20 protein-coding genes are annotated in these 21,943 nt (G+C 73.5%); 14 read left to right on the top strand and 6 right to left on the bottom strand.

Going from position 1 to position 21,943, the window contains the following annotated elements:
• Positions 1–15: 15 nt before the first annotated feature.
• Genes ABD976_RS10925 through ABD976_RS10910 form a run of 4 tightly spaced genes read right to left on the bottom strand, consistent with a single transcriptional unit; the run spans position 16 to position 3,981 of the window.
• The gene (locus ABD976_RS10925; RefSeq protein WP_345361295.1) at positions 16–924 is read right to left on the bottom strand and encodes a GntR family transcriptional regulator; all 909 of its coding nucleotides are present in this window, start codon (positions 922–924) and stop codon (positions 16–18) included.
• A 47-nt stretch (positions 925–971) separates the two neighbouring features.
• A complete protein-coding gene (locus ABD976_RS10920) occupies positions 972–2,477 on the bottom strand; it encodes a tripartite tricarboxylate transporter permease (protein WP_345361292.1) in 1,506 nt (501 codons plus the stop codon).
• Positions 2,477–2,989, bottom strand: a complete 513-nt coding sequence (locus ABD976_RS10915) for a tripartite tricarboxylate transporter TctB family protein (RefSeq protein WP_345361289.1) — start codon at positions 2,987–2,989, stop codon at positions 2,477–2,479. Before ABD976_RS10915 ends, ABD976_RS10920 begins: the two co-directional genes overlap by 1 nt.
• Positions 2,986–3,981, bottom strand: coding sequence for a Bug family tripartite tricarboxylate transporter substrate binding protein (locus ABD976_RS10910; protein WP_345361286.1), 996 nt, complete (start codon positions 3,979–3,981; stop codon positions 2,986–2,988). The genes ABD976_RS10915 and ABD976_RS10910 overlap by 4 nt, the downstream gene beginning before the upstream one ends.
• A 278-nt stretch (positions 3,982–4,259) precedes the next feature.
• Between ABD976_RS10910 and ABD976_RS10905 the strand changes: the two genes are divergently transcribed.
• The 4 genes from ABD976_RS10905 (at position 4,260) to ABD976_RS10890 (ending at position 7,774) form a co-directional block, all read left to right on the top strand.
• Positions 4,260–5,543, top strand: coding sequence for a cytochrome P450 (locus ABD976_RS10905; protein ID WP_345361283.1), 1,284 nt, complete (start codon positions 4,260–4,262; stop codon positions 5,541–5,543).
• Positions 5,544–5,629: 86 nt separating this feature from the next.
• On the top strand, positions 5,630–6,289 hold the full coding sequence (locus ABD976_RS10900; RefSeq protein WP_345361280.1) for a TetR/AcrR family transcriptional regulator: 660 nt from the start codon (positions 5,630–5,632) through the stop codon (positions 6,287–6,289).
• A 94-nt stretch (positions 6,290–6,383) separates the two neighbouring features.
• Positions 6,384–7,187: a thioesterase family protein gene (locus ABD976_RS10895; protein WP_345361277.1), complete on the top strand. Its 804-nt coding sequence runs from the start codon at positions 6,384–6,386 to the stop codon at positions 7,185–7,187.
• A gap of 59 nt (positions 7,188–7,246) precedes the next feature.
• Positions 7,247–7,774 carry a GNAT family N-acetyltransferase gene (locus tag ABD976_RS10890; protein WP_345361274.1) on the top strand — a complete coding sequence of 176 codons (528 nt, stop codon included), beginning with the start codon at positions 7,247–7,249 and terminating at the stop codon, positions 7,772–7,774.
• Here the strand turns inward: ABD976_RS10890 and ABD976_RS10885 are convergent.
• Positions 7,740–8,438 (bottom strand): GntR family transcriptional regulator, encoded by a 699-nt coding sequence (locus ABD976_RS10885; protein ID WP_345361271.1) that lies wholly within the window; start codon positions 8,436–8,438, stop codon positions 7,740–7,742. The two genes, ABD976_RS10890 and ABD976_RS10885, sit on opposite strands and share 35 nt — an antisense overlap.
• Before the next feature lie 93 nt (positions 8,439–8,531).
• Here ABD976_RS10885 and ABD976_RS10880 point away from each other — a divergent pair, with 93 nt between their 5' ends.
• The 7 genes from ABD976_RS10880 to ABD976_RS10850 all read left to right on the top strand — a co-directional run bounded on the left by ABD976_RS10880 (position 8,532) and on the right by ABD976_RS10850 (position 16,993).
• Positions 8,532–8,963, top strand: a complete 432-nt coding sequence (locus tag ABD976_RS10880; RefSeq protein WP_345361268.1) for a VOC family protein — start codon at positions 8,532–8,534, stop codon at positions 8,961–8,963.
• A gap of 416 nt (positions 8,964–9,379) precedes the next feature.
• Entirely contained in the window at positions 9,380–10,705 is a 1,326-nt protein-coding gene (locus ABD976_RS10875) for an extracellular solute-binding protein (protein WP_345361265.1), read from the top strand.
• 25 nt (positions 10,706–10,730) lie between these two features.
• Positions 10,731–11,639, top strand: coding sequence for a carbohydrate ABC transporter permease (locus ABD976_RS10870; RefSeq protein ID WP_345361262.1), 909 nt, complete (start codon positions 10,731–10,733; stop codon positions 11,637–11,639).
• On the top strand, positions 11,632–12,480 hold the full coding sequence (locus ABD976_RS10865) for a carbohydrate ABC transporter permease (RefSeq protein ID WP_345361259.1): 849 nt from the start codon (positions 11,632–11,634) through the stop codon (positions 12,478–12,480). Before ABD976_RS10870 ends, ABD976_RS10865 begins: the two co-directional genes overlap by 8 nt.
• Before the next feature lie 47 nt (positions 12,481–12,527).
• The gene (gene arfA / locus ABD976_RS10860) at positions 12,528–14,057 is read left to right on the top strand and encodes an arabinosylfuranosidase ArfA (protein ID WP_345361256.1); all 1,530 of its coding nucleotides are present in this window, start codon (positions 12,528–12,530) and stop codon (positions 14,055–14,057) included.
• A gap of 231 nt (positions 14,058–14,288) precedes the next feature.
• A complete protein-coding gene (locus ABD976_RS10855) occupies positions 14,289–16,235 on the top strand; it encodes an FAD-dependent monooxygenase (protein ID WP_345361254.1) in 1,947 nt (648 codons plus the stop codon).
• A gap of 119 nt (positions 16,236–16,354) precedes the next feature.
• Positions 16,355–16,993 (top strand): pyridoxine/pyridoxamine 5'-phosphate oxidase, encoded by a 639-nt coding sequence (locus tag ABD976_RS10850; protein ID WP_345361251.1) that lies wholly within the window; start codon positions 16,355–16,357, stop codon positions 16,991–16,993.
• Positions 16,994–17,041: 48 nt separating this feature from the next.
• Here the strand turns inward: ABD976_RS10850 and ABD976_RS10845 are convergent, their stop codons facing one another.
• The gene (locus ABD976_RS10845) at positions 17,042–18,415 is read right to left on the bottom strand and encodes an L-serine ammonia-lyase (RefSeq protein ID WP_345361248.1); all 1,374 of its coding nucleotides are present in this window, start codon (positions 18,413–18,415) and stop codon (positions 17,042–17,044) included.
• 116 nt (positions 18,416–18,531) lie between these two features.
• On the opposite strand from ABD976_RS10845, the gene ABD976_RS10840 reads away from it, so the two are divergent.
• The 3 genes from ABD976_RS10840 to helR all read left to right on the top strand — a co-directional run bounded on the left by ABD976_RS10840 (position 18,532) and on the right by helR (position 21,852).
• The gene (locus ABD976_RS10840; RefSeq protein WP_345361245.1) at positions 18,532–19,197 is read left to right on the top strand and encodes a GntR family transcriptional regulator; all 666 of its coding nucleotides are present in this window, start codon (positions 18,532–18,534) and stop codon (positions 19,195–19,197) included.
• Positions 19,198–19,219: 22 nt separating this feature from the next.
• Positions 19,220–19,585, top strand: a complete 366-nt coding sequence (locus tag ABD976_RS29610) for a hypothetical protein (RefSeq protein ID WP_369774501.1) — start codon at positions 19,220–19,222, stop codon at positions 19,583–19,585.
• 86 nt (positions 19,586–19,671) lie between these two features.
• Positions 19,672–21,852 (top strand): RNA polymerase recycling motor ATPase HelR, encoded by a 2,181-nt coding sequence (gene helR / locus ABD976_RS10830; RefSeq protein WP_345361242.1) that lies wholly within the window; start codon positions 19,672–19,674, stop codon positions 21,850–21,852.
• Positions 21,853–21,943: the final 91 nt, after the last annotated feature.

The following is a 21,943-nucleotide window of genomic DNA, read 5'->3' as shown; positions in this document are numbered from 1 at the left end:
CGGTGCGCGGGCGGGCTAGGAATCCGCGCCGGGCAGCCCGGTCTTGCGCGCCCGGACCTCGTCGAGGTGGCCGTGCAGGAAGCGCGCCGCCGCCTCGCGGTCACCGCGCTCCAGCAGGTCGAGCAGCGCGAGGTGCTCCTCGGCCTGGCGGACCAGGCGTTGCCGGTCGGTCTGGTGCCGGTATTCGATCAGCCGCCGCACCCGGTTGACCCGGCACACCGACTCCAGCAGGTAGGCGTTCCCGGCGCACCCCACGACCATCTCGTGGAACTCGGCGTTGATGCGGAACAGCTCCCCGCGGGGCAGCAGCAACGCGTCACCTCGCAGCAGGGCTTCCTGCTGCCCGCGGTGCAGCGCGAACTTCTCGGCGTCGACCCGGAAGTCCGGTTCCAGCAACGCGGCCGGCTCCACGATCATCCGGAACCGGTAGCTCTGGTCGTGCGCGGCCGGGGTGGCCAGGGCGTGCTGGAACGCCCAGCCCCGGCCCGGCCTGCGGCGGACCAGGTCCTCCCGCTCCATCCGCCCGAGCACGCGCTCGGCCTCGCGGGTGGTCAGCCCGTAGCGGCGGGAGACCTCGGCGGTGGTGAACTCGCCGCCGAACCGGCCGGTCAGGTGGTCGTCGCCGATCCTGAAGTAGGCGGCCTCCTCGGCGTCCACCTCGGCCGCCAGGTCCACGTGGGCCAGTTCGCCCGCGGCGCGGTTGAGGAAGTAGCCCCGGTTCGGTTCCCGGGTGACCAGGCCGAGTTCGGCGAGGTAGGCCAGCGCCTTGCGGACCGGGGAACGGGAGATCTCCAGCGAATCCGCCACCCACTGCTCCCGCACGTGCGCGCCCCGGTCCAGACCGGAACGCCGGACCAGATCGATGACCTGCATCGCGATGGTGGGGGCCATGGTCTCCTCGTCGCGCTCGTCGCCGTGGGCCATGCTAATCGGCCGCGGCGGACCGGGGCCCGCCGCGGCCGGTCGAGCGCTCACGCCCGGGTCGCGCTCCGCCTCGCGCGCAGCCGCAGGACGAGCAGCACCGCCAGCACGAGGAGCAGGACCGAGTACATCCCCGCGGCGATCGGGCTGTCGAGCAGGACCAGCGGGTCGCCCTGCCCGACGGCCATCGCCCGGCGCAGCTCCTGCTCGGCGAGGGGACCGAGGATCACGCCGATGAGCACGGGCGCCAGCGGCACCCCGGTGCGCCGGAGCAGATAGCCCAGCAGGCCCACCGCGCAGACCAGCACCACGTCCGAGAGCGCCAGCTTCGCCGAGTAGGCCCCGAGCGAGGCGAACACGGCGATCGCCGCGTAGAGGTGGTGCCGCGGGAGGCGCAGCAGCTTCGCCCACACCGGCGCGAACGGCAGGTTCAGCACCAGCAGCAGCACGTTGCCGATGAACAGGCTCGCGAGCAGCGCCCAGACCAGTTCGCCCTCGTCCTGGAACAGCAGCGGCCCCGGTTGCATCCCGTACTGCTGGAAGGCGCCGAGCATGATCGCGGTCGTGGCCGAGGTGGGCAGGCCCAGTCCCAGCAGCGGGACGAGGGAGACGGCCGTGGTCGAGTTGTTCGCCGCTTCGGGCGCCGCCACGCCTTCGATCGCGCCGCGGCCGAACTCCGAGCGCCCCCGCCGCCGGGCCAGGCGCCGCTCCAGGCCCAGCGACAGGAACGTGGGGATCTCGGAGCCGCCGGCCGGGATCGCGCCGAACGGCAGACCGATCGCGGTGCCGCGCAGCCACGGCAGGGACGAGCGGCGGACCTCCGCCCGGCCCAGCCACGGGCGGCCGGTGCCGATGTCCTGCGGTCGCTGCACCCCGCGCGCCCCGGCGGCGACGTGCAGCACCTCGCCGAGGGCGAGCAAGCCGACCGTCACGACCACCACGCTGATCCCGTCGAGCAGGTGGCTCGAACCGAGGGTGTACCGCGCCACCCCGGTCTGCTGGTCGATGCCGACGACCCCGAGGGCCAGCCCGATCCCGAGGGCGGTCACGCCGCGCACCGCGGAGTCGGCCACCACCGCCGCGGTGGCCACGAACGCGATCAGCGCGAGCGCGAAGTACTCGGCCGGCCCGAAGCGCAGCGCGAAGCCCACCAGGAAGGGCGCGCAGAACACGACGGCGACGCACGCGATGGTGCCACCGACGAACGAACCGATCACCGAGGTCGCCAGCGCCTGCGGCGCCCGGCCTCGCCGCGCCATCAGGAAGCCCTCCTGGGCCGTGGCCATCGAGGACGACTGCCCGGGCGTGTTCAGCAGGATCGCGGTGGTCGCGCCGCCGAACTGCCCGCCGAAGTACACCCCGGCGAGCATGATGAACGCCCCGGTCGGCTCCAGCCGGAAGGTCAGCGGGACCAGCATCGCCACGGCCATCGAACTGCCCAGTCCGGGCAGCACCCCGACGGCCGTGCCCAGCACGACGCCGACGAGGCACAGCAGCAGGTTCAGCGGTGTCAGCGCCTCGGCGAACCCGCCGAGCAGCAGCGTCCAGGTGTCCATCAGCGCACCTCCAGCAGCATCCCGACGGGCAGGGCGATGCCGAGCCCGGTGGAGAACGCGACCTGGACGGTGCAGGAGAACACCACCGCGACGCCTGCGTCGAACAGCGGGCGACGGCTGCCCAGCGCCCGCGAGACGCCCCAGAACAGCACGGCGCCCGCCGGGATCCAGCCCAGCAGCCACAGCCCCAGCAGGTGCGCGGCCAGCGACGCCACGACGAGGCCGAGGGCGCGCCGGTCGGTCGCGGGCGCCTCGCCGGTCGCGTCGCCGACGGGCCTGCGCACGGCCTGCACCACCAGCGCGGCGGCCAGCGGCAGGAGCAGCGCGCCCACCGCGATGGGGAACCACTGCGGTCCGAGGTGGCCGACGTCCAGCGGCAACGGCAGCCGCAGCCCGCGTCCGATCAGGAACGCGCCGACCGCGAGGACCAGCCCCGCGAGCAGCCAGTCGGCTCCGGTGGAACCGCCGAGCCGGAGCGGGGATCTCCGCCCGGAAGCAGCCGTTTCGGTCATGCCAGCCCCAAACTCGTCGTGATGCCGCGGATCAGTTCGGCTTCCGCCCGCAGGGTGCGGTCGAACTCCGCACCGGTCTGGAAGGCGTCGACCCAGTTGTTGCGCCGCAGCGCGTCCTGCCACTGCGGGGTCGCGACCAGCCGGCCGACGAAGTCCAGGATGTCGCGCGCCTGCCGCTCGTCGATGCCGGGTGCGGCGACCAGGCCCCGCCAGTTCGACAGCACGATGTCGAAGCCGCTCTCCCGCAGCGTGGGCGCCTCGGGCAGGTCGGGCGTGCGGTGCGGCGCGGAGACGGCGAGCGCGCGCAGTTCGCCCGCCGCCACCTGGTCGCTGATCTCGTTGGTGTTGCCGACCCCGACGTCGAGGTGACCGCCCAGCAGCGCGGCCACCATCTCGCCGCCACCGGAGTAGGCGATGTAGTTGAGCCCGCCGGGCCCGGCTCCGGCCGCGCCCGCCGCGGACCCCGCGAGCAGGTGGTCGAGGCTGCCGATCGAGCCGCCGCCGACCGCGACCGCGCCCGGGTCGTCCGCCCACCGCCGCATCAGGTCGTGGATCGAGCGCAGCGGGGAGTCCGCGGGCACCACGATCGCGTCGTAGTCCTCGGTGATCTTGGCGATGGGCGTGGTGTCCGAGACCTGGTGCGGTGTCCCGTTGATCGCGACGGCGCCGAGCATCGTGGTGCCGGTCAGCATCAGGGTGTTCGGGTCGCCGGACCGGTTCACCACGCGCGCCAGCCCGATCGTGCCGCCCGCCCCCTCGACGTTGAGCACCTCGACGGACTCGCTGAGCGCGTTGTCCTGCACCGCGCGCTGCAGCTCCCGGGCCGTGGTGTCCCACCCGCCACCGGGCGCGGCCGGTGCGATGATCTTCAGCTTGTCCCGCACCCCCGCCCCGGCCTGCGCGGATTCGTAGGCCTGGGTCAGGCCCGCGCAGACCAGGAGTGCGCTGACCGCGGCCGCGCCCACCCGGGCGGCGAGCACGCCGGCCCTCACGCGTCCGCTCCGTCCGGGCAACGATCGACGGTGATCGCCATCTGCGCTCCTGCGTCGTCGAGGCTCCCGGTCGGTGCGCCAGACATCCATCGGGAGCGATTGGTTGTACTAAAACGTGCGTCGAGACAATATTTGCGCGCCCGGGTGCGGTCAACAGTCGAGGTCCTCGGACGTCCGAAACTTGCACTTCATGCATCGATGCACGAAGTGCAAGTTCAGCGGTAGCCTGGCGCTCCCGCCGCGTGCCGCGGCGCCGAGACCACCGGGAGGACGTGCCGATGAGCAGCAGCGACGAGCAGGCCGGGATCAGCGCACCCGCGGAGAGCCCGACGGCGATGCGCCGGGTGCTGCCCGAGGACATGGTGGAGCGCGGCCGGTGCCCGTTCGACCCGCCGCCGGGCCTGGCGGCGCGGCGCGGTGCGGGGGCGGTGCAGCCGCTGCCGCTGCTCAACGGCGCGCGGTCGTGGCTGGTGACCGGCTTCGACGAGGCCCGCTCGGTGCTGGCGGACCAGCGGTTCAGCTCCGACCGGATGCGCTACCGGGACGCGACCCAGTTGCAGCCGGGGGAGGTGGCGGAAGCCGCGCCCCCGACCGGCGCCGCGCAGCCCCGCGAGGACGGCATGTTCGTGTTCATGGACCCGCCCGAGCACACCCGCCTGCGGCGGCTGCTCACCGGCCAGTTCACCGTGCGGCGGATGAAGGCGCTGGAATCGCGGATCACCGAGATCGCGGTCGAGCACGTCGAGGCGATGCGCGCCGCGGGCACCGAAGCCGACCTCGTCCCCGCCTACGCGCTGCCGCTGCCGTCGCTGGTGATCTGCGAGATGCTCGGCGTCGACTACGCCGACCGCGCGGAGTTCCAGGAGAACACGGCGACCTCGCTCAACGTCACCAGCAGCGACGAGGAACGCGCCATCGCCGGTGCGGCGCTCTACGAGTTCATCCAGCGCCTCGTGGCCGACAAGCGGGCCCACCCCGCCGACGACATGCTCTCCGGGCTCGTCCACGACGCCGATCCGCCGCTGACCGACGCCCAGGTCGTCGACATGGCCCTGGTCCTGCTCGGCGCGGGCCACGAGACCACCGCCAACATGCTGGGGCTGGGCACCTTCGCGCTGCTGGAGAACCCCGACCAGCTCGCGGCGCTGCGCGCCGACCCGGGCCTGATCGACGCCGCCGTCGAGGAGCTGCTGCGGTACCTGAGCATCATCCAGCTCGGGGTGACCCGGGTGGCCACCGAGGACGTCACCCTCGGCGGCGTGGACATCCCGGCCGGCTCCACGGTCGTGCTCGCCACTCCGGAGGCCAACCGGGACCCGCGATCCTGGGCCGAACCCGACCGGCTCGACCTGCGCCGCGCCCGGACCCCGCACCTCGCCTTCGGGCACGGTGTGCACCAGTGCCTGGGGCAGCAGCTCGCCCGGATCGAGATGCGCGTCGGGTTCGCCGAGCTGTTCGGGCGGCTTCCCGGGCTCCGGCTCGCGGTGCCCGCCGAGGAGGTGCCGCTGCGCAACGACATGCTGATCTTCGGCGTGCACTCGCTGCCGGTCACCTGGGCCTAGCCGTCGTCGACGGCCGCCGCCGACCGCTCCCGCGCGTGGGATGATGTGCCGCGCAGACGACCAGGTGCGCGAACGCAGGGGGTGGCATGGCTCGTCCCGCGTCGCCGGATGCGCCCGGCGGTGCCGCCTCGGCGATGGGTCGCCGGGAGCGCAAGAAGCGCGCCACCCGGGCGGCCGTGGGCGAGGCGGCGCTGCGGTTGTCGGTCCGCCACGGCGTCGAGCACGTCACCGTCGAGCAGATCGCGGCCGAGGCGGACATCGCCCCGCGGACGTTCTTCAACCACTTCTCCAGCAAGGAGGAGGCGGTGCTGGCCGCCGCGGCCGCCGGCGCCGAGGCGCTGATCGCCGAGTTCCGGGTGCGGCCGCGCACCGAATCGGTGCTGCGGGCGCTGCGCGAAGCGGTGCTCGTCGTCCTGGACCGGGACGACGCGGCCAGCCGCGACTACGTCGAGGCGCTGCGGCTGATCCGCGGCGAACCGTCGCTGCTCCCGCACCAGCTGGCCGTGATCACCGCCCAGGAGCAGGCGCTCGCCGACGCCATCGCCGACCGCATCGGGCCCGACGCCGAGCGGGATCGCCCCGCCTACCCGGCGCTCTGCGCGGCCTCGGCGTTGGCGTCGCTCCGCGTGATCCTGGACCGGTGGCTCGGCCGCGGGGGCGAACCCGGCGCCCTCGACGCGCTGCGCCCGGAGATCGACCGGGCGATCGGCGAGCTCGCCGCGGGCCTCGACCGGCCCGGCCGCTGAGGTTCCGCCACCCGCACCGCCACGCAAGCCATTGGCGAAAACAGTCCTTATAGAGTGCTTCCCGGCCCGCCGAACCACCAGCCAGGAGGCACCCGTGGACGCCAGTGCTTCGAGCAGCTACTTCGAGCGCATCGACGAGCACCGGTACAAGCCGACCCCGCACGCCGGTGGCGCGTGGGATCGCGCCGAGCAGCACTTCAGCCCGCTGGGCGGCCTGCTGGTCCACGCCATCGACGGCTACCGGGCCGGTCGTCCCGACGACGGCATGGTGCTCGGCCGGATCAGCTTCGACATCCTCGGGCGGCTGGCCGCCGACGAGTGCGAGATCCGGGTGGAGACCGTCCGTCCCGGGCGCACGATCGAACTGGTCGAGGCCACCGCGCTCATCGCCGGGCGCCCGGTGGTGCGGGCCCGCGCCTGGCTGCTGGCGACCCTGGACACCGGGCCGGTCAGCGGCGGCGGCGCGCACCGCCTCACCCCGCCCGACGCGCTCGCGCCCTGGCCGATGAGCTCGCTCTGGCCCGGCGGGTTCATCGCCTCCCTGGACGTCCGGCCGCTCGCCGAGCCGCAACCCGGTCGCACCACCGCCTGGATCTCCACCGAGCTGGACCTGGTCGCCGGGGAGGCGGCGAGCCCGCTCGCGTCCTACCTCGCGCTCGTCGACACCGCCAACGGGATCGCCGTCCGCAGGGACCCGACCGAGTGGATGTTCCCCAACGTCGACCTGACCGTCCACCTGCACCGCCTGCCCGAGGGCCGCTGGACCGGGCTGGACACCACCGTCGTGTTCGGCCCGGCTGGCCAGGGCGTGACCAGCACCGTCCTGCACGACATCACCGGCCCGGTCGGGCACGCGCAGCAGATCCTCACCGTCCGGCCGCTGCCCGCCGCGGACTGACCGGCGGCGCGCGGAAATTCCCTTGACCTCCGCCGACGGCGGCGGTGACAGTGCGCGGCGTGCCCCTCCGCTTCCCGCTGCGCAGCGCGCGGCTGCACGTCCGGCCCTTCCGCCCGCAGGACCGCCCCGCCATCCACGAGGTGTACGGCGACCCCGCGGTGATGCGCTACGTCGCCTGGGGCGACCCCGCGACCGAGGACGAGAGCGCGGCGATGGTGCACGAGCACATCGAGCACCAGCGGGTCCACGGCTACGCCTGCTGGGCAGTGGTCGAGAATGCGACCGGCCGCCTCATCGGTGACGCCGGGTTCGAGGCGCGCGCGGAGGGCGCCGAGTTCGGCTACACGCTGGCCCGCCACCGCTGGGGGCGGGGGCTCGCCACGGAGGTCGGGCGGCTGTGCGTCGACGCGGCGTTCCGGGAGCTGCGCCTGCCGCTGCTGACGGCGGTCGTGGACCCGGCGAACCCCGCCTCGGCCCGGGTGCTCGACAAGCTCGGGTTCCGGTTCACCGGCGCCCGTCCGGAGTACGGCCGGACGCACCACGAGTACCTGCTCACCGGTCCGGACCACCGCGCCGCGCGGAGCTGATCCGCGGCGCTTCGTCGCTGAGCACCTCGAACGCGTGACGGCGGTGGTCGGCGAAGAGGTCCAGCGCGGACTCGGCATCACCGGCGCGGAGCGCGGCCAGCAGGCCGCGGTGCTCGGCGGGGACGTGGGCGAGGTAGCCCTCGCTGCTGCGGTTCACGCGGGTCAGCAGGAACAGGTGCACCTGCTCGCGGATCGCCTGCCACGCCTCGGTCAGGCGCCGGTGGTGCGCCGCGGCGTAGAGCGCGTCGTGGAAGGCGATGTCGCAGGCGACCATCTCGTGCGGCGTGGCGGCCCGTTCCATCGCCCGGACGGCGTCGTCCACGGCGGCCAGGTCCGGCTCCTCGGCGCGGGCCAGGACTTCGCGCACGGCGAGCTGTTCGAGCGCGCCGCGGAGGCTGTCGAGCTCGCCGACGTCGTCCGGGGTCAGTTCGGTGACCGTGGCGCCCCGGTGCCAGGCGCTGCGCACGAGCCCTTCGCGTTCCAGCCGGACCAGCGCCTCGCGCACCGGGCCGCGGCTGACGTCCAGCGCCGCGGAGAGCTCGGTCTCCCGCAGTTGGGCGCCCGGGGCGTAGGCGCCGCTGAAGATCGCGTCGCGGATCCGGTCGGCCACCTCCTCGGCCAGTCCTCGGCGGCGGGCGGGGCGGACGCGGTTTCGGTCGGTCATTGCTCCTCCTGGCGATGATGTCCTAATGTTAACATTCAGACATCGCGGAGCCGGATGAGCGGGTCCGCGGCCCACAACGGCGGAAGGTGTCCCATGGCGGTCCTGGATTCCCCGATCCCGCGCTTCCACCTCGCGGTCCCGGTCGACGACCTGGCGGCGGCGCGCCACTTCTACGGCGAGGTCCTGGGGCTGGAGCAGGGGCGCAGCGCGCCGACCTGGGTGGACTGGAACCTCCGGGGGCACCAGTTCGTCACCCACGTGGCGCCCGAGCGCGCCCGGCGCATCCACAACCCCGTCGACGGCCACGACGTCCCGGTGCCGCACTTCGGCCTGATCCTGACGATCCAGGAGTTCCACGAGCTCGCCGACCGGCTGCGCGCGGCGGGCACCGAGTTCGTCATCGAGCCCTACGTCCGCTTCGAAGGCGAGCCCGGTGAGCAGTGGACCATGTTCCTGCTCGACCCGGCGGGCAACGCCCTGGAGTTCAAGGCCTTCGCCGACGACGACCAGGTCTTCGCGCGCTGACCGCGTTCGCGTCGCCCGGACCCGCCGGTCGGCGGGTGGCGGGGGGCTGAGCCGACGACGGGAGGCGGCTCGGCTCCCCGCGGCGGCCGGGGATGTGCTCCGACCGGCGCACGCCCCGTCCGGGATTCGGCCGCTCGCCGACGATGTGACTTGACCCACGGCGGCATCGCGCCGTAGCGTCCGGTCGCACCGCGATGTTAGCGCTCACATCCACGACGACGCGGCCACCGCGGAAGTGGTCGCTCGTGCGGCGTCGGCCCCAGCGCCGCGCCGGAAGGAACTCGTTCGCCGGCCCACGAAGCGACCCGCCCGCCGAGAACCCGCGCCGCGTCCTCGCAGCGGTGCCGGACCACCTGCGCGACCCCCGGAACGAACCGGAACGGGACGCGGAGCCAGGTTCGACCGAGGAGACGACGATGCCTCTTCCTCCCGACCCCGCCGCCATCGCACCGCTGCCCCGCCGCCGGTTCCTGCGCCTCGCGGGCGGTTTCGCCGCCTCGACGACCGGACTGGCCGCGTGCGGCACCGCCGATCCCGGTTCGAGCCTGCGCTACTGGAACCTGTTCAGCGGCGGCGACGGCGAGACGATGGCGCGGATGCTGGCCGGGTACCGCGCCCGCAACCCGCACGTCGACCTGGACGAAGTGACCCTGGAATGGGGCGACCGGTACTACACCAAGCTGGCGATGGCGGGCGCGGCGCAGCGCGCACCGGACGTGGCGATCCTGCACCTCGGGCGGTTGCCCGCCTTCGCACCGGGTGGGCTGCTCGACCCGCTGCGCCCGGACCTGCTGGCCCGCGCGGGCATCGGCGGCGCGGACTTCCCGGCCGGCCTGTGGCGGCGTTCCCACCACGACGGTCGACTGTTCGCGGTCCCGCTGGACACCCACCCCTTCGTCCAGTACTACAACGTCGAGGTGTGCCGCGAAGCCGGACTGCTCGACGACCGGGACCGGCTGCCGCCCCTCGACGGCCCCGAAGCGGTGCGCACCGCGCTGCGCGCGGCCCGGCGGGTCACCGGAACCCCCGGCCTGCTGGTGGAGACCGCCGGGGAAGGGGTCACGCCGTGGCGGCTGTTCTGGTCGCTGTACCGGCAGGCCGGAGGTGACCTGCTCACCCCGGACGGCACCCGCTCGGCCCTCGACGACGCCGCGCTGACCGGGGTGCTCGGGTTCCTGCAATCGCTCAGCGACGAGGGCCTGGCCTCGACCGGGCTGAGCGCCGACGGCGCGATCGCGCTGTTCAGCAGCGGCCGGGCCGGGTTCTTCTGGCACGGGGAGTGGGAAGTGCAGACCTTCCTGAACTCCGGCCTGCCGTTCAGCATGACCCGGTTCCCCGGCGTGTTCGGGCCGCCGCTGGCCGAGGCCGATTCGCACGCCTTCGTGCTGCCCCGGCGCCCCGACCGCAGCGCCGAGGAGCACCTGCTGGCCTACGAGTTCATCGCCGCCCTGCTCGCGCGCAGCGCCACGTGGGCGGAGGGCGGCCACATCCCGGCCTACCTCCCGGTGGCGCGGAGCCCGGAGTACACGCGGATGCGCCCGCAGTCGCTGTACCGCTCGGTGATCGACGACGTGCAGCTCGATCCGGAGGTGTGGTTCGCCGGATCCGGTTCGCGGCTGTGGTCGGAGATGACCGCGATCCTCGGCCCGGTGATGGACGGGCGCACCTCGGTGCCGCGCGGGGTGGCCCGGATCCACCAGCTCGTCCAGGACCTGCTCGACACCCCCAACCCGGTCTCGTGAGCACGCCACCACGGAGGTCCGCGCCATGCCCTCGTCCACCGCGGCGCCCCGCCGCTCGCGCGACATCACCGGCTCCGGGCTCGCCTTCGTGGCCCCCTTCCTGCTGGTCTACGCGCTGTTCCTGGTGGTCCCGCTGGGGATGGGCCTGATCAACGGGTTCACCGACGCCAGCCTGGTCGGCGGGGACCGCGAGTTCGTCGGCGCGGCCAACTTCGCCGAGGCGCTCACCGATCCCGCCCTGTGGCGCTCGCTGGGCGTCACGGTGGTGTTCACGCTGGCCAGCACGCCGCCGCTGATCGCGGTCGGGCTGCTCATGGCGCTGCTGACCCACCACCTGGCCCCGGCGCGCTGGCTGTGGCGGCTGGTCTTCTTCGCGCCCTACGTGCTGCCGTCCTCGGCGATCGCGCTGATCTTCGTGTGGATCTACCAGCCCGGGTTCGGGCTCGCCGATGCGCTGCTGGAGATGGTGGGAGCCGAGCCGGTGGGCTGGTTGTCGCGGCCGGTCGCGGCGATGCTGGGCGTGGTGCTGGCGACGGTCTGGTGGACGGCCGGTTTCAACTTCCTGCTCTACCTCGCCGCGCTGCAAGCCATCCCCGGCGACCTCTACGAGGCCTCGTCGCTGGACGGGGCGAGCCGGGTGCAGCAGTTCTTCGGCATCACCCTGCCCATGCTGCGGCCCACCACCGGGCTGATCGCGGTGCTGCAGCTGCTCGCCTCGCTGAAGGTGTTCGACCAGTTCTACCTCATCACCGGCGGCGGACCGCAGCACTCGACCCGGCCGATCCTGCAGTACGTCTACGAGCACGGCTTCACCAACTACCGGATCGGCTACGCCTCGGCGGTGTCCTACGTGTTCTTCGCGCTGGTGCTGCTGCTGACCGCCGCGCACCTCAGCATCCGACGACGTCGAGAGGGGCGCCTCGGCCATGCCTGAACGTCCGCTGACCCGTTCCCGGGCGCGCGCCGGCAACGCGGTGCTGCTCCTGATCGCGATCGCGCTGGCGGTGGTGTGGGCCTTGCCGCTGGTGTGGGCCGTGCTGACCTCGTTGAAGCCGGAGAGCGAGACCACCGAGATCCCGCTGCGCTGGCTGCCGCGCGAGGTCACCGCGGAGGCCTACCGCAGCGTGCTGGCCACCGAGGAGATCTGGTACTGGCTGGCCAACAGCGCGTTCACCGCGAGCGCGGTCACCGCGCTGGTGCTGCTGCTGTCGAGCACCGCGGCCTACGGCTTCTCGCGCACCCGGTTCCGCGGGCGCGGCGCGCTGTTCGCGCTCGTCCTCGCGGGCGTGCTGGTGCCCACCGAGATCCTGATCGTGCCGCTGTTCCAGGAGATGGTGTTCTTCGGCCTGGTGGACACGCCTTGGGGCGTCATCCTCCCGCAGGCCGTCCTGCCCGCGATGGTCTACATCCTCAAGGTCTTCTTCGACGGGGTGCCCCGGGAGCTGGAGGAGGCCGCCCTGATGGACGGTGCGGGCCGGTGGCGGGTCTTCTGGCGGATCGTGCTGCCGCTGTCGCGCCCGGTCCTGGCCGCGGTCGGCATCTTCACCTTCATCACGACGTGGAACAACTTCCTCTGGCCCTTCATCGTCACCGCCAGCCCCGAGTCGATGACGTTGCCGGTCGGGCTGGCCACCGTCCAGGGCAGCTACGGCGTGCGCTACGCCGAGATCATGGCCACCGTGGTCCTCGCCGCGCTGCCGCTGCTGATCGTCTTCGTCCTGTTCCAACGGCACATCGTCCGCGGCATCGCCCACACCGGGCTGGGCGGCCGCTGAGCGGCGCCGCGGATCCCGGCACCACGAGACCAGCAGGAGGGGAACGCATGACCAGCTCCAGCGACGCCGAACGGGCGGGGGCCGCCCTGACGATCGACCCGGACTTCGCGGTGGGGGAACCGAATCCCCGGTTGTTCGGCTCGTTCGTCGAACACCTCGGCCGGTGCGTCCACACCGGACTCCACGAGCCGGACCACCCGGCGGCGCGCCCGGACGGGCTGCGGCAGGACGTGCTCGACCTGGTGCGCGAGCTCGGCGTGACCCTGGTCCGCTACCCGGGCGGCAACTTCGTCTCCGGCTACCGCTGGGAGGACGGCGTGGGCCCCGTCGGCGACCGCCCGCGGCGGCTGGACCCGGCGTGGCGGTCGGTCGAGACCAACGAGTTCGGGCTCAACGAGTTCATGCGGTTCACCGAAGCGGCCGGGGTGGAACCGATGATGGCGCTGAACCTCGGCACCCGCGGCCCGCAGGAGGCCCGCGAGCTCCTGGAGTACTGCAACCACCCCGGCGGCACCGCCTGGTCGGACCTGCGGCGCGCGCACGGGGTGCCGGACCCGCACGGGATCCGGTTGTGGTGCCTGGGGAACGAGATGGACGGGCCGTGGCAGATGGGCCACAAGACCGCCGAGGAGTACGGCCGCGTCGCCGCCGAGACGGCCCGCCTCATGCGCATGACCGACCCGGACCTCACCCTGGTGGCCTGCGGCAGCTCGAACTCGTCCATGCCGACGTTCGGCTCCTGGGAGGCCACCGTCCTGGAGCACGCCTACGAGCACGTCGACCACATCTCCTGCCACGCCTACTACGAGGAGTCCGACGGCGACGTGGACAGCTTCCTCGCCTCGGCGCAGGACATGGAGCACTTCATCCGGTCCGTCGTGGCCACCTGCGACCACGTCCGCGCCGTGCGGCGCAGCCCGAAGGAGCTGGAGCTGTCCTTCGACGAGTGGAACGTGTGGTACCGCCGCCTCCGCGACCCCGAGGCCGAACCCCGGTGGGAGGTCGCCCCCCGGCTGCTCGAGGACCACTACACGGTCACCGACGCCGTCGTGGTGGGCAGCCTGCTCGTCACGCTGCTGCGGCACTGCGACCGGGTGACGGTGGCGTGCTTGGCCCAGCTCGTCAACGCGATCGCCCCGATCCGGACCGAACCGGGCGGCCCCGCCTGGCGGCAGACCACCTTCCACCCGTTCGCGGACGCGGCGCGCTGGGGCCGCGGCCGGGTGCTGCGCGTCGAACCGCGCTCCGACCGGCACGCGACGGCGCAGCACGGCGAGGTGGACCTGCTGCACTGCACCGCCGTCCAGCAGGAGGACGACGCGGTGGTGCTGCTGGCCGTCAACCGGGCCACCGACCGGCCGCTGGACCTGGTCGCCGACGTGCGCGCGCTGGGTGAGACCCGGGTCGTGGAGCACCGCGCGCTGGCCGATGCCGACCGCCACGCCCGCAACAGCGCGCTGCACCCGGACCGGGTGAGCCCGCGAGCGGTTCCCGGCGCGGCGGTGCGGGACGGCGCGCTGACCGCGCAGCTCCCGCCGCTGTCCTGGAACGTGCTGCGCCTGCACCCGGTGCGCTGAGAGCCGACCCGGTGGCGCGGGGGAGGAACGGCTCCCCGCGCCACCGGTTCCCCAGTCCCGCTCGATCCGGTCGGCGCGGCACGAGGTTCCGCATAGAAGAACGGGCTGTCCCGCAGGGCGCAACTGCCGCACGATGGCACGGACCACCCGGTACGTCCGCGGCGGGGCCGCGCCGCCCCCGCGCTTCCCCCGGCGCCGCCGGGCAGTTCGACGCCCAGAGGAGCCAGACCAGTGCAGTTCTACCTCGACGGTTACCAGCCCGGCGACCCGTTCGTCGCCGAGCCCCACCCGTCCCTGGCCGAGCGTCCCAGCGGCCTGCCGGAGACCGCAGACGTCCTGATCATCGGCTGCGGTCCGGCCGGGCTGCTGCTGGCGGCCCAGCTCGCCGAGTTCCCCGAGATCCGCACCGTGATCGTCGACCGCCGGGACGGGCCGCTCGAGGTCGGCCAGGCCGACGGCGTCGCGTGCCGCACGGTGGAGATGTTCGAGGCGTTCGGCCTGGCCGACCAGCTCGTCCACGAGGGGTACCAGGTCAACGAGGTGACCTTCTGGCGCCCGGACCCCGAGGACCGCTCCTCGATCGTCCGCACCGGGCGCATCAACGACGTCGAGGACGACCTCTCCGAGATGCCGCACATGATCGTCAACCAGGCGCGGATGCTGGCCTACCTGCGCGACCACATGCGTCGCTCCGCCACCCGCGCCGAACCGTTCTACGGCCTGCACGCCACCGAGGTCCGGGTCGACCCCGACACCGCCGCCGAGCACCCGGTCGAGGTCACGCTGCAGCACGTGGCGGACTTCGAGCCGACCGGCGAGGTCTCGACCCTGCGCGCCCGGTACGTCGTCGGCTGCGACGGCTCGCGCAGCGCCACCCGCGAGTCCATCGGCCGCCGCCTGGAGGGCGACACCACCAACCAGTCGTGGGGCGTGCTGGACGTCCTCGCCACCACCGACTTCCCCGACATCCGGCTGAAGTCCGCCATCACCTCCGAGCAGGGCAGCATCCTGATCATCCCGCGCGAAGGCGGGTACCTGGTCCGGCTCTACATCGAGCTCGACAACGACCGCGACGCCGAGATGCTGCGCGACCGCAGCGCGACCCCGGACGAGCTCGCCGCGGTCGCCAACCGGATCCTGCACCCCTACAGCATCGACGTGCAGCAGGTCGGTTGGTGGGCCGTCTACGAGGTCGGCCAGCGCCTGTGCGCGCGCTTCGACGACGTCCCCGACGACGAGGACGGTACCCGCCTGCCCCGGGTCTTCATCGCCGGCGACGCCTGCCACACGCACAGCGCGAAGGCCGGGCAGGGCATGAACGTCTCGATGGCCGACGCCTGGAACCTCGGGTGGAAGCTCGCAACGGTGCTCCGCGGCACCTCGCGGCCCGAGGTGCTGCGCACCTACTCCGAGGAGCGGCAGGAGGTCGCCCGCGAGCTCATCGACTTCGACCGGGAGTTCGCCGCCCTGTTCAGCGAACGGCCGGACGGCGACGAGGCGGACGACCCGACGCGGTTCCAGCGCTACTTCCGCGAGCAGGGCCGGTTCACCGCCGGGGTCGCCAACCGGTACCGGCCCTCCCTCCTCACCGCGGCGCCGACCCACCAGCACCTGGCGGAGGGCTTCCAGGTCGGGATGCGGTTCCACTCCGCGCCGGTCATCCGGATGGCCGACGCCAAACCGGTGCACCTCGGTCACGCGCACCGGGCCGACGGCGCCTGGCGCCTCCACGCGTTCGCCGACCCGGCCCACCCGGGCGCCCCCGGTTCCCGGCTGCGCGCGCTCGCCGAGTTCCTGGCCTCGGCGGACTCGCCGATCGCCCGGTTCACCCCGCCGGGCGCCGACCCCGACTCGGTGATCGACTTTCGCGCCGTGCTCCAGCAGGGGCACCGCGACGTCACGGTCGAGGACCTGCCGCCGGCCCTGCTGCCGCGCAAGGGGCGGTTCGGGCTGGTCGACTACGAGAAGGTCTGCTGCCCGGACCCGGCCCGCGACGTCTTCGAGCTGCGCGGCGTCGACCGGGACGCCGGAGCCCTGGTGGTCGTCCGGCCGGACCAGCACGTCGCGCACGTCCTGCCCCTCGACGCCCGCGACGAGCTCGTCGACTTCCTCCGCGGGGCGCTGGTCGAGGCCGGGACGCCCACCGGCCGCGGGCCCGGCGCGGCGGCCAACCTCTGATCCGGCCCCGGTCGACGAGCGGTTCCCACCGTCGTCCGGCGGCACCCTGACCGGCTGTGCCGTGCGGCGGACCGCGGCCAGGTTCCGCGGTGGTCGCGGCGGGGCGGGAGAATCGTGGCATGACCCGACTCCGGCACTGGCCGTCCTTCCCCGCGCAGCTCCCGCCCTTCGACCCGGGTGCGGTGCCGTCCGCGCCGCACGTGCTGTTCCGCGCGTGGCTGGAAGAGGCGGGGGAGCAGGTGCTCGCCCCGCACGCGGTCACGTTGTCCACGGTGGACGCGGAGGGCGCGCCTGATGCCCGCGTGGTGATCCTGAAGGAGGTCGACGAGTCCGGTTTCTTCGTCGCCAGCAGCGCGCGGAGCCCGAAGGGGCGGCAGCTGGCGGTGAACCCCCGGGCGGCGTTGACCTTCTTCTGGCCGGCCCTGGGCCGTCAGGTCCGGGTGCGGGGATCGGTCAGCGCGTGCGGTGCGGAGACCTCGGCTGCGGACTTCCGCGATCGCCCGCCCGCCTCCCGCGCCGAGGCGCTGATCGGGCGGCAGTCCGAGGTGCTCACCGACCCCGGCGAGCTGGTCCGCGCGGCCGAGGACGCCGACCGGCAGGTGCAGCAGGACCCCGACCTGGTGCCGGACTCCTGGACCCGCTACGTCGTCGAACCCGGCACCGTGGAGTTCTGGCAGGCCGACCACGACCGGCGGCACGTCCGGCTGCGCTACCGCCGTGCCGGAGTCGGCTGGACGACCGAACGGCTGTGGCCGTAGACCGCGTCGAGGTGCTCGTCCGCCGCACCGGCGGGGTGGGGCCGGCGCTCAGCATTCGACGATGTTGAGCGCCAGTCCGCCGCGAGCGGTCTCCTTGTACTTGTCCTTCATGTCCGCCCCGGTCTCGCGCATCGTCTTGATCGCCTTGTCGAGCGAGACGAGGTGCTGCCCGTCGCCGCGCACCGCCATCCGCGCGGCGGTGATCGCCTTGACCGACGCCACGGCGTTGCGCTCGATGCAGGGGATCTGCACCAGCCCGCCGACGGGGTCGCAGGTCAGGCCGAGGTTGTGCTCGATGCCGATCTCCGCGGCGTTCTCCACCTGCTCCGGGCTGCCGCCGAGGATCTCGGCGAGCCCCGCCGCCGCCATCGCGCACGCCGAGCCCACCTCGCCCTGGCAGCCGACCTCCGCTCCGGAGATCGAGGCGTTCTCCTTGAACAGCACGCCGATCGCGGCGGCGGTGAGCAGGAAGCGCACGGCCGCGTCGTCGGAGAACGACGGCAGGAACTTCCGGCAGTAGTGCAGCACGGCCGGGACGATCCCCGCTGCGCCGTTGGTCGGTGCGGTCACGACCCGGCCGCCCGCGGCGTTCTCCTCGTTGACCGCGAGCGCGTAGAGGGTGACCCACTCCATCGCGCGCAGGGCGTCGCCGTCGTCGGCGGCCGACTCCAGGTGCGCGCGCAGCTGCCCGGCCCGCCGCCGCACCCGGAGCCCGCCGGGCAGGACGCCGTCGGTGCGGGTGCCGCGCTCGACGCACTCCTGCATCACCGACCAGATGTGCAGCAGCCCGGACCGGGTCTGCTCCTCGGTGCGCCAGGAGAGTTCGTTGGCCAGCATGACGTCGCTGATCCGCAGGCCGGATTCGCGGGTGCGGCCGAGCAGTTCGTCCCCGGTGCGGAACGGGTGGCGCACGGGGGTCTCGTCCTCGACGAGGACGCGCCGCCCGGTCTCGTCCTCGTCCAGGACGAAGCCACCGCCGACCGAGTAGTACTCGCGGCGGTCGAGCCGGTGCCCGGTGCCGTCCAGGGCTTCGAAGACCATGCCGTTGCTGTGGAAGTCGAGGCGCTTCCCGCGGTGCAGCACGATGTCGTCGTCGGCGGAGAAGGCGATCCCGCGTTCGTCCCCGAGCACGAGGCGGCCCTCGTCGTGCACCGCCCGCACCCGGGGTCGTGCGGCCACCGGGTCCACGAGGTGCGGCTGCTGCCCGGACAGGCCGAGGATGACCGCCGCGACGCTGCCGTGGCCGTGCCCGGTCGCGCCGAGCGAGCCGAACAACTCGCAGCGCACCCGCTCGGTGCGGGGCAGGAGCCCGGCGTCGCGCAGCCGTGCCACGAAGAGGTGGGCGGCCCGCATCGGGCCGACCGTGTGCGAGCTGGAGGGGCCGATACCCACTGTGAACAGGTCGAACGCGGAGAGGGTCATGGACGCTCCAAACCGGGCTGCGAGGGAGTCGACCTGAATACGCGACTAATATATCAAAGGGGGGTCTGCTGCGGGTTGGCCGGGGTCCGGCGGGGCGGGGGCTTAGGATTGACGGCGTGACCGCTACCTCGCAGGAGTCCGAACGCGCGCCCCTCTCGCTGGCCGACCGCGCGTACTCCGCGATCCAGGAGCTGCTGATCATGCTGGACATCCCGCCGATGGCGCCGATCGACGACGGCGCGCTGAGCAGCACGCTCGGCATCGGCCGGACCCCCGTCCGGGAAGCGCTCAAGCGGCTGGAGGTGGACCGCCTGGTCGTCTCCTACCCGCGTCGCGGCACCTTCGCGACCGCGGTCGACATCACCGATCTGGCCTACATCTCGGAGATCCGGGTGCCGCTGGAGCCGCTCGCCGCCCGCCGGGCGGCGCGGATGGCGAGCCCCGAGATGAGTGCCGAGCTGGTCGAGCTCGCGGATCGGATCGAGGCCATCGACGTGCGGACCATCGAACGCGGCCAGCTCATGCGGTGGGACCTGCGCGTCCACCGGACGATCTACCAGGCCGCCGGGAACCCGCACCTGCAGGACACCCTGGTCCGCTACCACAACCTCGCCACCCGCATCCACTGCCTGTTCGTCGACCGGATGTCCCATTTGGACCGGCACATCAGCGAGCACGTCGATCTGCTCCGGGGTATCGCCGCGGGAGAGGTCGACGAGGTCGGCGAACTGGCCCACGAGCACGTCATCGGCTTCGAGAAGGCCATCCGCGCGCTCACCTGACCCCCGGCGACCTCGCCGCTACGTGGACCTCGCGCGCGACGCGACGGTCGCCGATCTCCGCGGGGCCGTCGGGGCGGGGCTGACCTCCGCGGAGCACATCGAGCGCTGCACCACGATCGGCACCGCCCACGACCAGGGCAAGACCTCGGGAACCCGGTCGACGGGAGCCATCGCCGACCCGGTCCGGGTCACGCGTGCACGACCGGCACGTCGAGCGGGGGAGAGCGCCGATCCACGGCGGATGATCGGGGAGGGCACTTCCTCCCACTCCCAACGTATAGCGCACCCGGGGGCTTGCGGCAAGACCCGGGTGCTGCCGCAGAATCGCCGAACCGAGCCGGGAGCCGCGGGAACGGAAGTGCTCTCGGCCGGTCGGCACGTGCGCTGACGGACGCGCCGGTTCTCCGGGGCCTCGGGGAGCGGGTGTCGGCCGCGCTCCCGGACCCATCACCTGTTCAGCCACTGCGAGGGAATGTGTCGACTCGAGATCATCAGGACGAGCTGCGGTCGGAGCGGGACTACGTCGCCGGGCTCTACGCGCGGCTCGACGCCGAGCGCGCGCGGGTGCAGCGCGAGCGCACCGCGGCGTTGCGGGGCCGCGGCGGGACGGCCGTGGAGCGGGACGTCGAAGTGCGGGCGCTGGCCCGGGAAGCCGAGCGGCTGGACGTGGCGGACAACGGGCTGTGCTTCGGCAGGCTGGACACCGCCTCCGGCGACCGGGCCTACATCGGCCGGATCGGCCTGTTCGACGAGGACGACGAGTACGAGCCGGTGCTGCTCGACTGGCGGGCACCGGCGTCGCGGCCGTTCTACACCGCCACCGGCGCGAATCCGGAGAACATGCACCGACGCCGCCAGTTCCACACCCGCGGGCGCCGCGTGCTCGACTTCACCGACGAGGTGTTCGGTCGCCCCGGGGGTGACGAGCGCGGTGACGCGGCGCTGCTCGCAGCGGTCGACGCGCCGCGTGGTGCGGGGATGCGCGACATCGTGGCGACGATCCAGGCGGAGCAGGACGCGATCATCCGGCTCGACCACCCGGGCGTGGTGGTGATCGAAGGCGGCCCGGGCACGGGCAAGACCGTGGTGGCGCTGCACCGGGTCGCGTACCTGCTCTACACCCAGCGGGAGCGGATGGAACGCCACGGCGTGCTCGTGGTGGGGCCCAACCCGGCGTTCCTGGACCACATCGGCCGGGTGCTGCCGTCGCTGGGCGAGTCCGAAGTGGTGTTCCGCACCACCGGCGATCTCGTCCCGGGCCTGCGCGTCACCGCGGAGGACTCCCCGGCTGCCGCGCGGCTCAAGGGGTCGCTGCGGATCCTCGACGTGCTCGCGGCGGCGATCGCCGACCGGCAGCGGCTGCCGGAGCACCCGCAGCCGATCGAGCTGCGCGACGTCGTGGTGCGCATCGACGCCGAGACCGCGGAGTGGGCCCGGGAGGAGGCGCGCGCGAGCGGCCTGCCGCACAACGAGGCCCGCGCCGTGTTCACCGAGATCGTCACCTACGTGCTCACCGAACGGGCGATCGCCCGGATCGGCCGGGGCTGGCTGACCCGGGACGACCGCGAGGCCTGGGAGCAGCTCCGCGCGGACCTCCTCGTGGAGCTCGCCGAGCACGACGCGTTCACCGCCGCGCTCGACCGGCTCTGGCCGGTCCTGACGCCGGAGGCGCTGCTGGCGGGGCTGTACGAGTCCCCCGAGCGGCTGCGCGCGGCGGGCACCGGCGAGGTGCTGCTGCGCGCCGACGGCGCCGCCTGGACGGTCTCGGACGTGCCGCTGCTCGACGAACTGGTCGACCTGCTGGGCCGCGCCGAGCCCGCCGACCGGACCGCCGAGCGCGAGCGCGAGGCCGAGGCCGGGTACGCCGCGGGCGTGCTGGAGATCCTCAACGTGGAGCGCCACGACCTGATGGACGACGAGGACCACCTGCTCGCCCAGGACCTGCTCCACGCCGAGGACCTGGCCGAGCGCTTCGTCGAGCGCGACACCCGCGACCTCGCCGACCGCGCCGCCGCGGACCGGGACTGGACCTACCGGCACGTCGTGGTCGACGAGGCCCAAGAGCTGTCCGAAATGGATTGGCGGGTGCTGATGCGGCGCTGCCCGAGCCGGTCCTTCACGGTGGTCGGCGATCTGGCGCAGCGCCGGTCGGCGGCCGGGGCGACCGCCTGGGGCGCGATGCTGGACCGGTACGTCCCCGGTCGCTGGGCCTACCGGTCGCTGTCGGTGAACTACCGCACGCCCGCGGAGATCATGGCCGTCGCCGCGGCGTTGCTCGCCGAGTTCGCGCCCGGCGTCCGGCCACCGGAGTCGGTCCGCGCGTGCGGGGTCGAGCCGTGGTCCCGGCACGTCACCGAGGGCGCGCTGCCCGCCGCCGTCGAGGAGTTCGTGCGGGACGAGGCCGGGCGGGACGGAACGAGCGTCGTGATCGGTCCACCGGACGTGCCCGGCGCGGTCCCCGCGTCGAGGACGAAGGGCCTGGAGTTCGACGCGGTCCTGGTCGTGGAGCCGGGGCGGATCCTCGCCGACGGCCCGAGCGGCGCGGCCGAGCTCTACGTGGCCCTCACCCGCGCCACCCAGCGCCTCGGCGTCGTGCACCGCGACCCGCTGCCACCGGTCCTGCGCGGTCTCGCCACCGGCGCCCGGCCCGGGTAGCGATGACCCGGGTACCCGGGGCGGGGCGGCGCGAAACCGGGTGCCGGGACGCGTCTGCGGGCTCCGGGGGTGACGGTGGTAACACTGCCGC

Origin of the sequence: Saccharopolyspora cebuensis, assembly GCF_039542665.1 — a bacterium.
Taxonomy (GTDB): Bacteria; Actinomycetota; Actinomycetes; order Mycobacteriales; family Pseudonocardiaceae; genus Saccharopolyspora; species Saccharopolyspora cebuensis.
This window is presented reverse-complemented; position numbering and strand designations above follow the sequence as displayed.

Coding starts and splice junctions, on each gene's coding strand:
- arfA (WP_345361256.1), top strand. CDS start 12,528: ATGACCAGCTCCAGCGACGCCGAACGGGCGGGGGCCGCCCTGACGATC.
- ABD976_RS10875 (WP_345361265.1), top strand. CDS start 9,380: ATGCCTCTTCCTCCCGACCCCGCCGCCATCGCACCGCTGCCCCGCCGC.
- ABD976_RS10915 (WP_345361289.1), bottom strand. CDS start 2,989: ATGACCGAAACGGCTGCTTCCGGGCGGAGATCCCCGCTCCGGCTCGGC.
- ABD976_RS10865 (WP_345361259.1), top strand. CDS start 11,632: ATGCCTGAACGTCCGCTGACCCGTTCCCGGGCGCGCGCCGGCAACGCG.
- ABD976_RS10900 (WP_345361280.1), top strand. CDS start 5,630: ATGGCTCGTCCCGCGTCGCCGGATGCGCCCGGCGGTGCCGCCTCGGCG.
- ABD976_RS10925 (WP_345361295.1), bottom strand. CDS start 924: ATGGCCCACGGCGACGAGCGCGACGAGGAGACCATGGCCCCCACCATC.
- ABD976_RS10905 (WP_345361283.1), top strand. CDS start 4,260: ATGAGCAGCAGCGACGAGCAGGCCGGGATCAGCGCACCCGCGGAGAGC.
- ABD976_RS10920 (WP_345361292.1), bottom strand. CDS start 2,477: ATGGACACCTGGACGCTGCTGCTCGGCGGGTTCGCCGAGGCGCTGACA.
- ABD976_RS10870 (WP_345361262.1), top strand. CDS start 10,731: ATGCCCTCGTCCACCGCGGCGCCCCGCCGCTCGCGCGACATCACCGGC.
- ABD976_RS10880 (WP_345361268.1), top strand. CDS start 8,532: ATGGCGGTCCTGGATTCCCCGATCCCGCGCTTCCACCTCGCGGTCCCG.
- ABD976_RS10885 (WP_345361271.1), bottom strand. CDS start 8,438: ATGACCGACCGAAACCGCGTCCGCCCCGCCCGCCGCCGAGGACTGGCC.
- ABD976_RS10845 (WP_345361248.1), bottom strand. CDS start 18,415: ATGACCCTCTCCGCGTTCGACCTGTTCACAGTGGGTATCGGCCCCTCC.
- ABD976_RS10850 (WP_345361251.1), top strand. CDS start 16,355: ATGACCCGACTCCGGCACTGGCCGTCCTTCCCCGCGCAGCTCCCGCCC.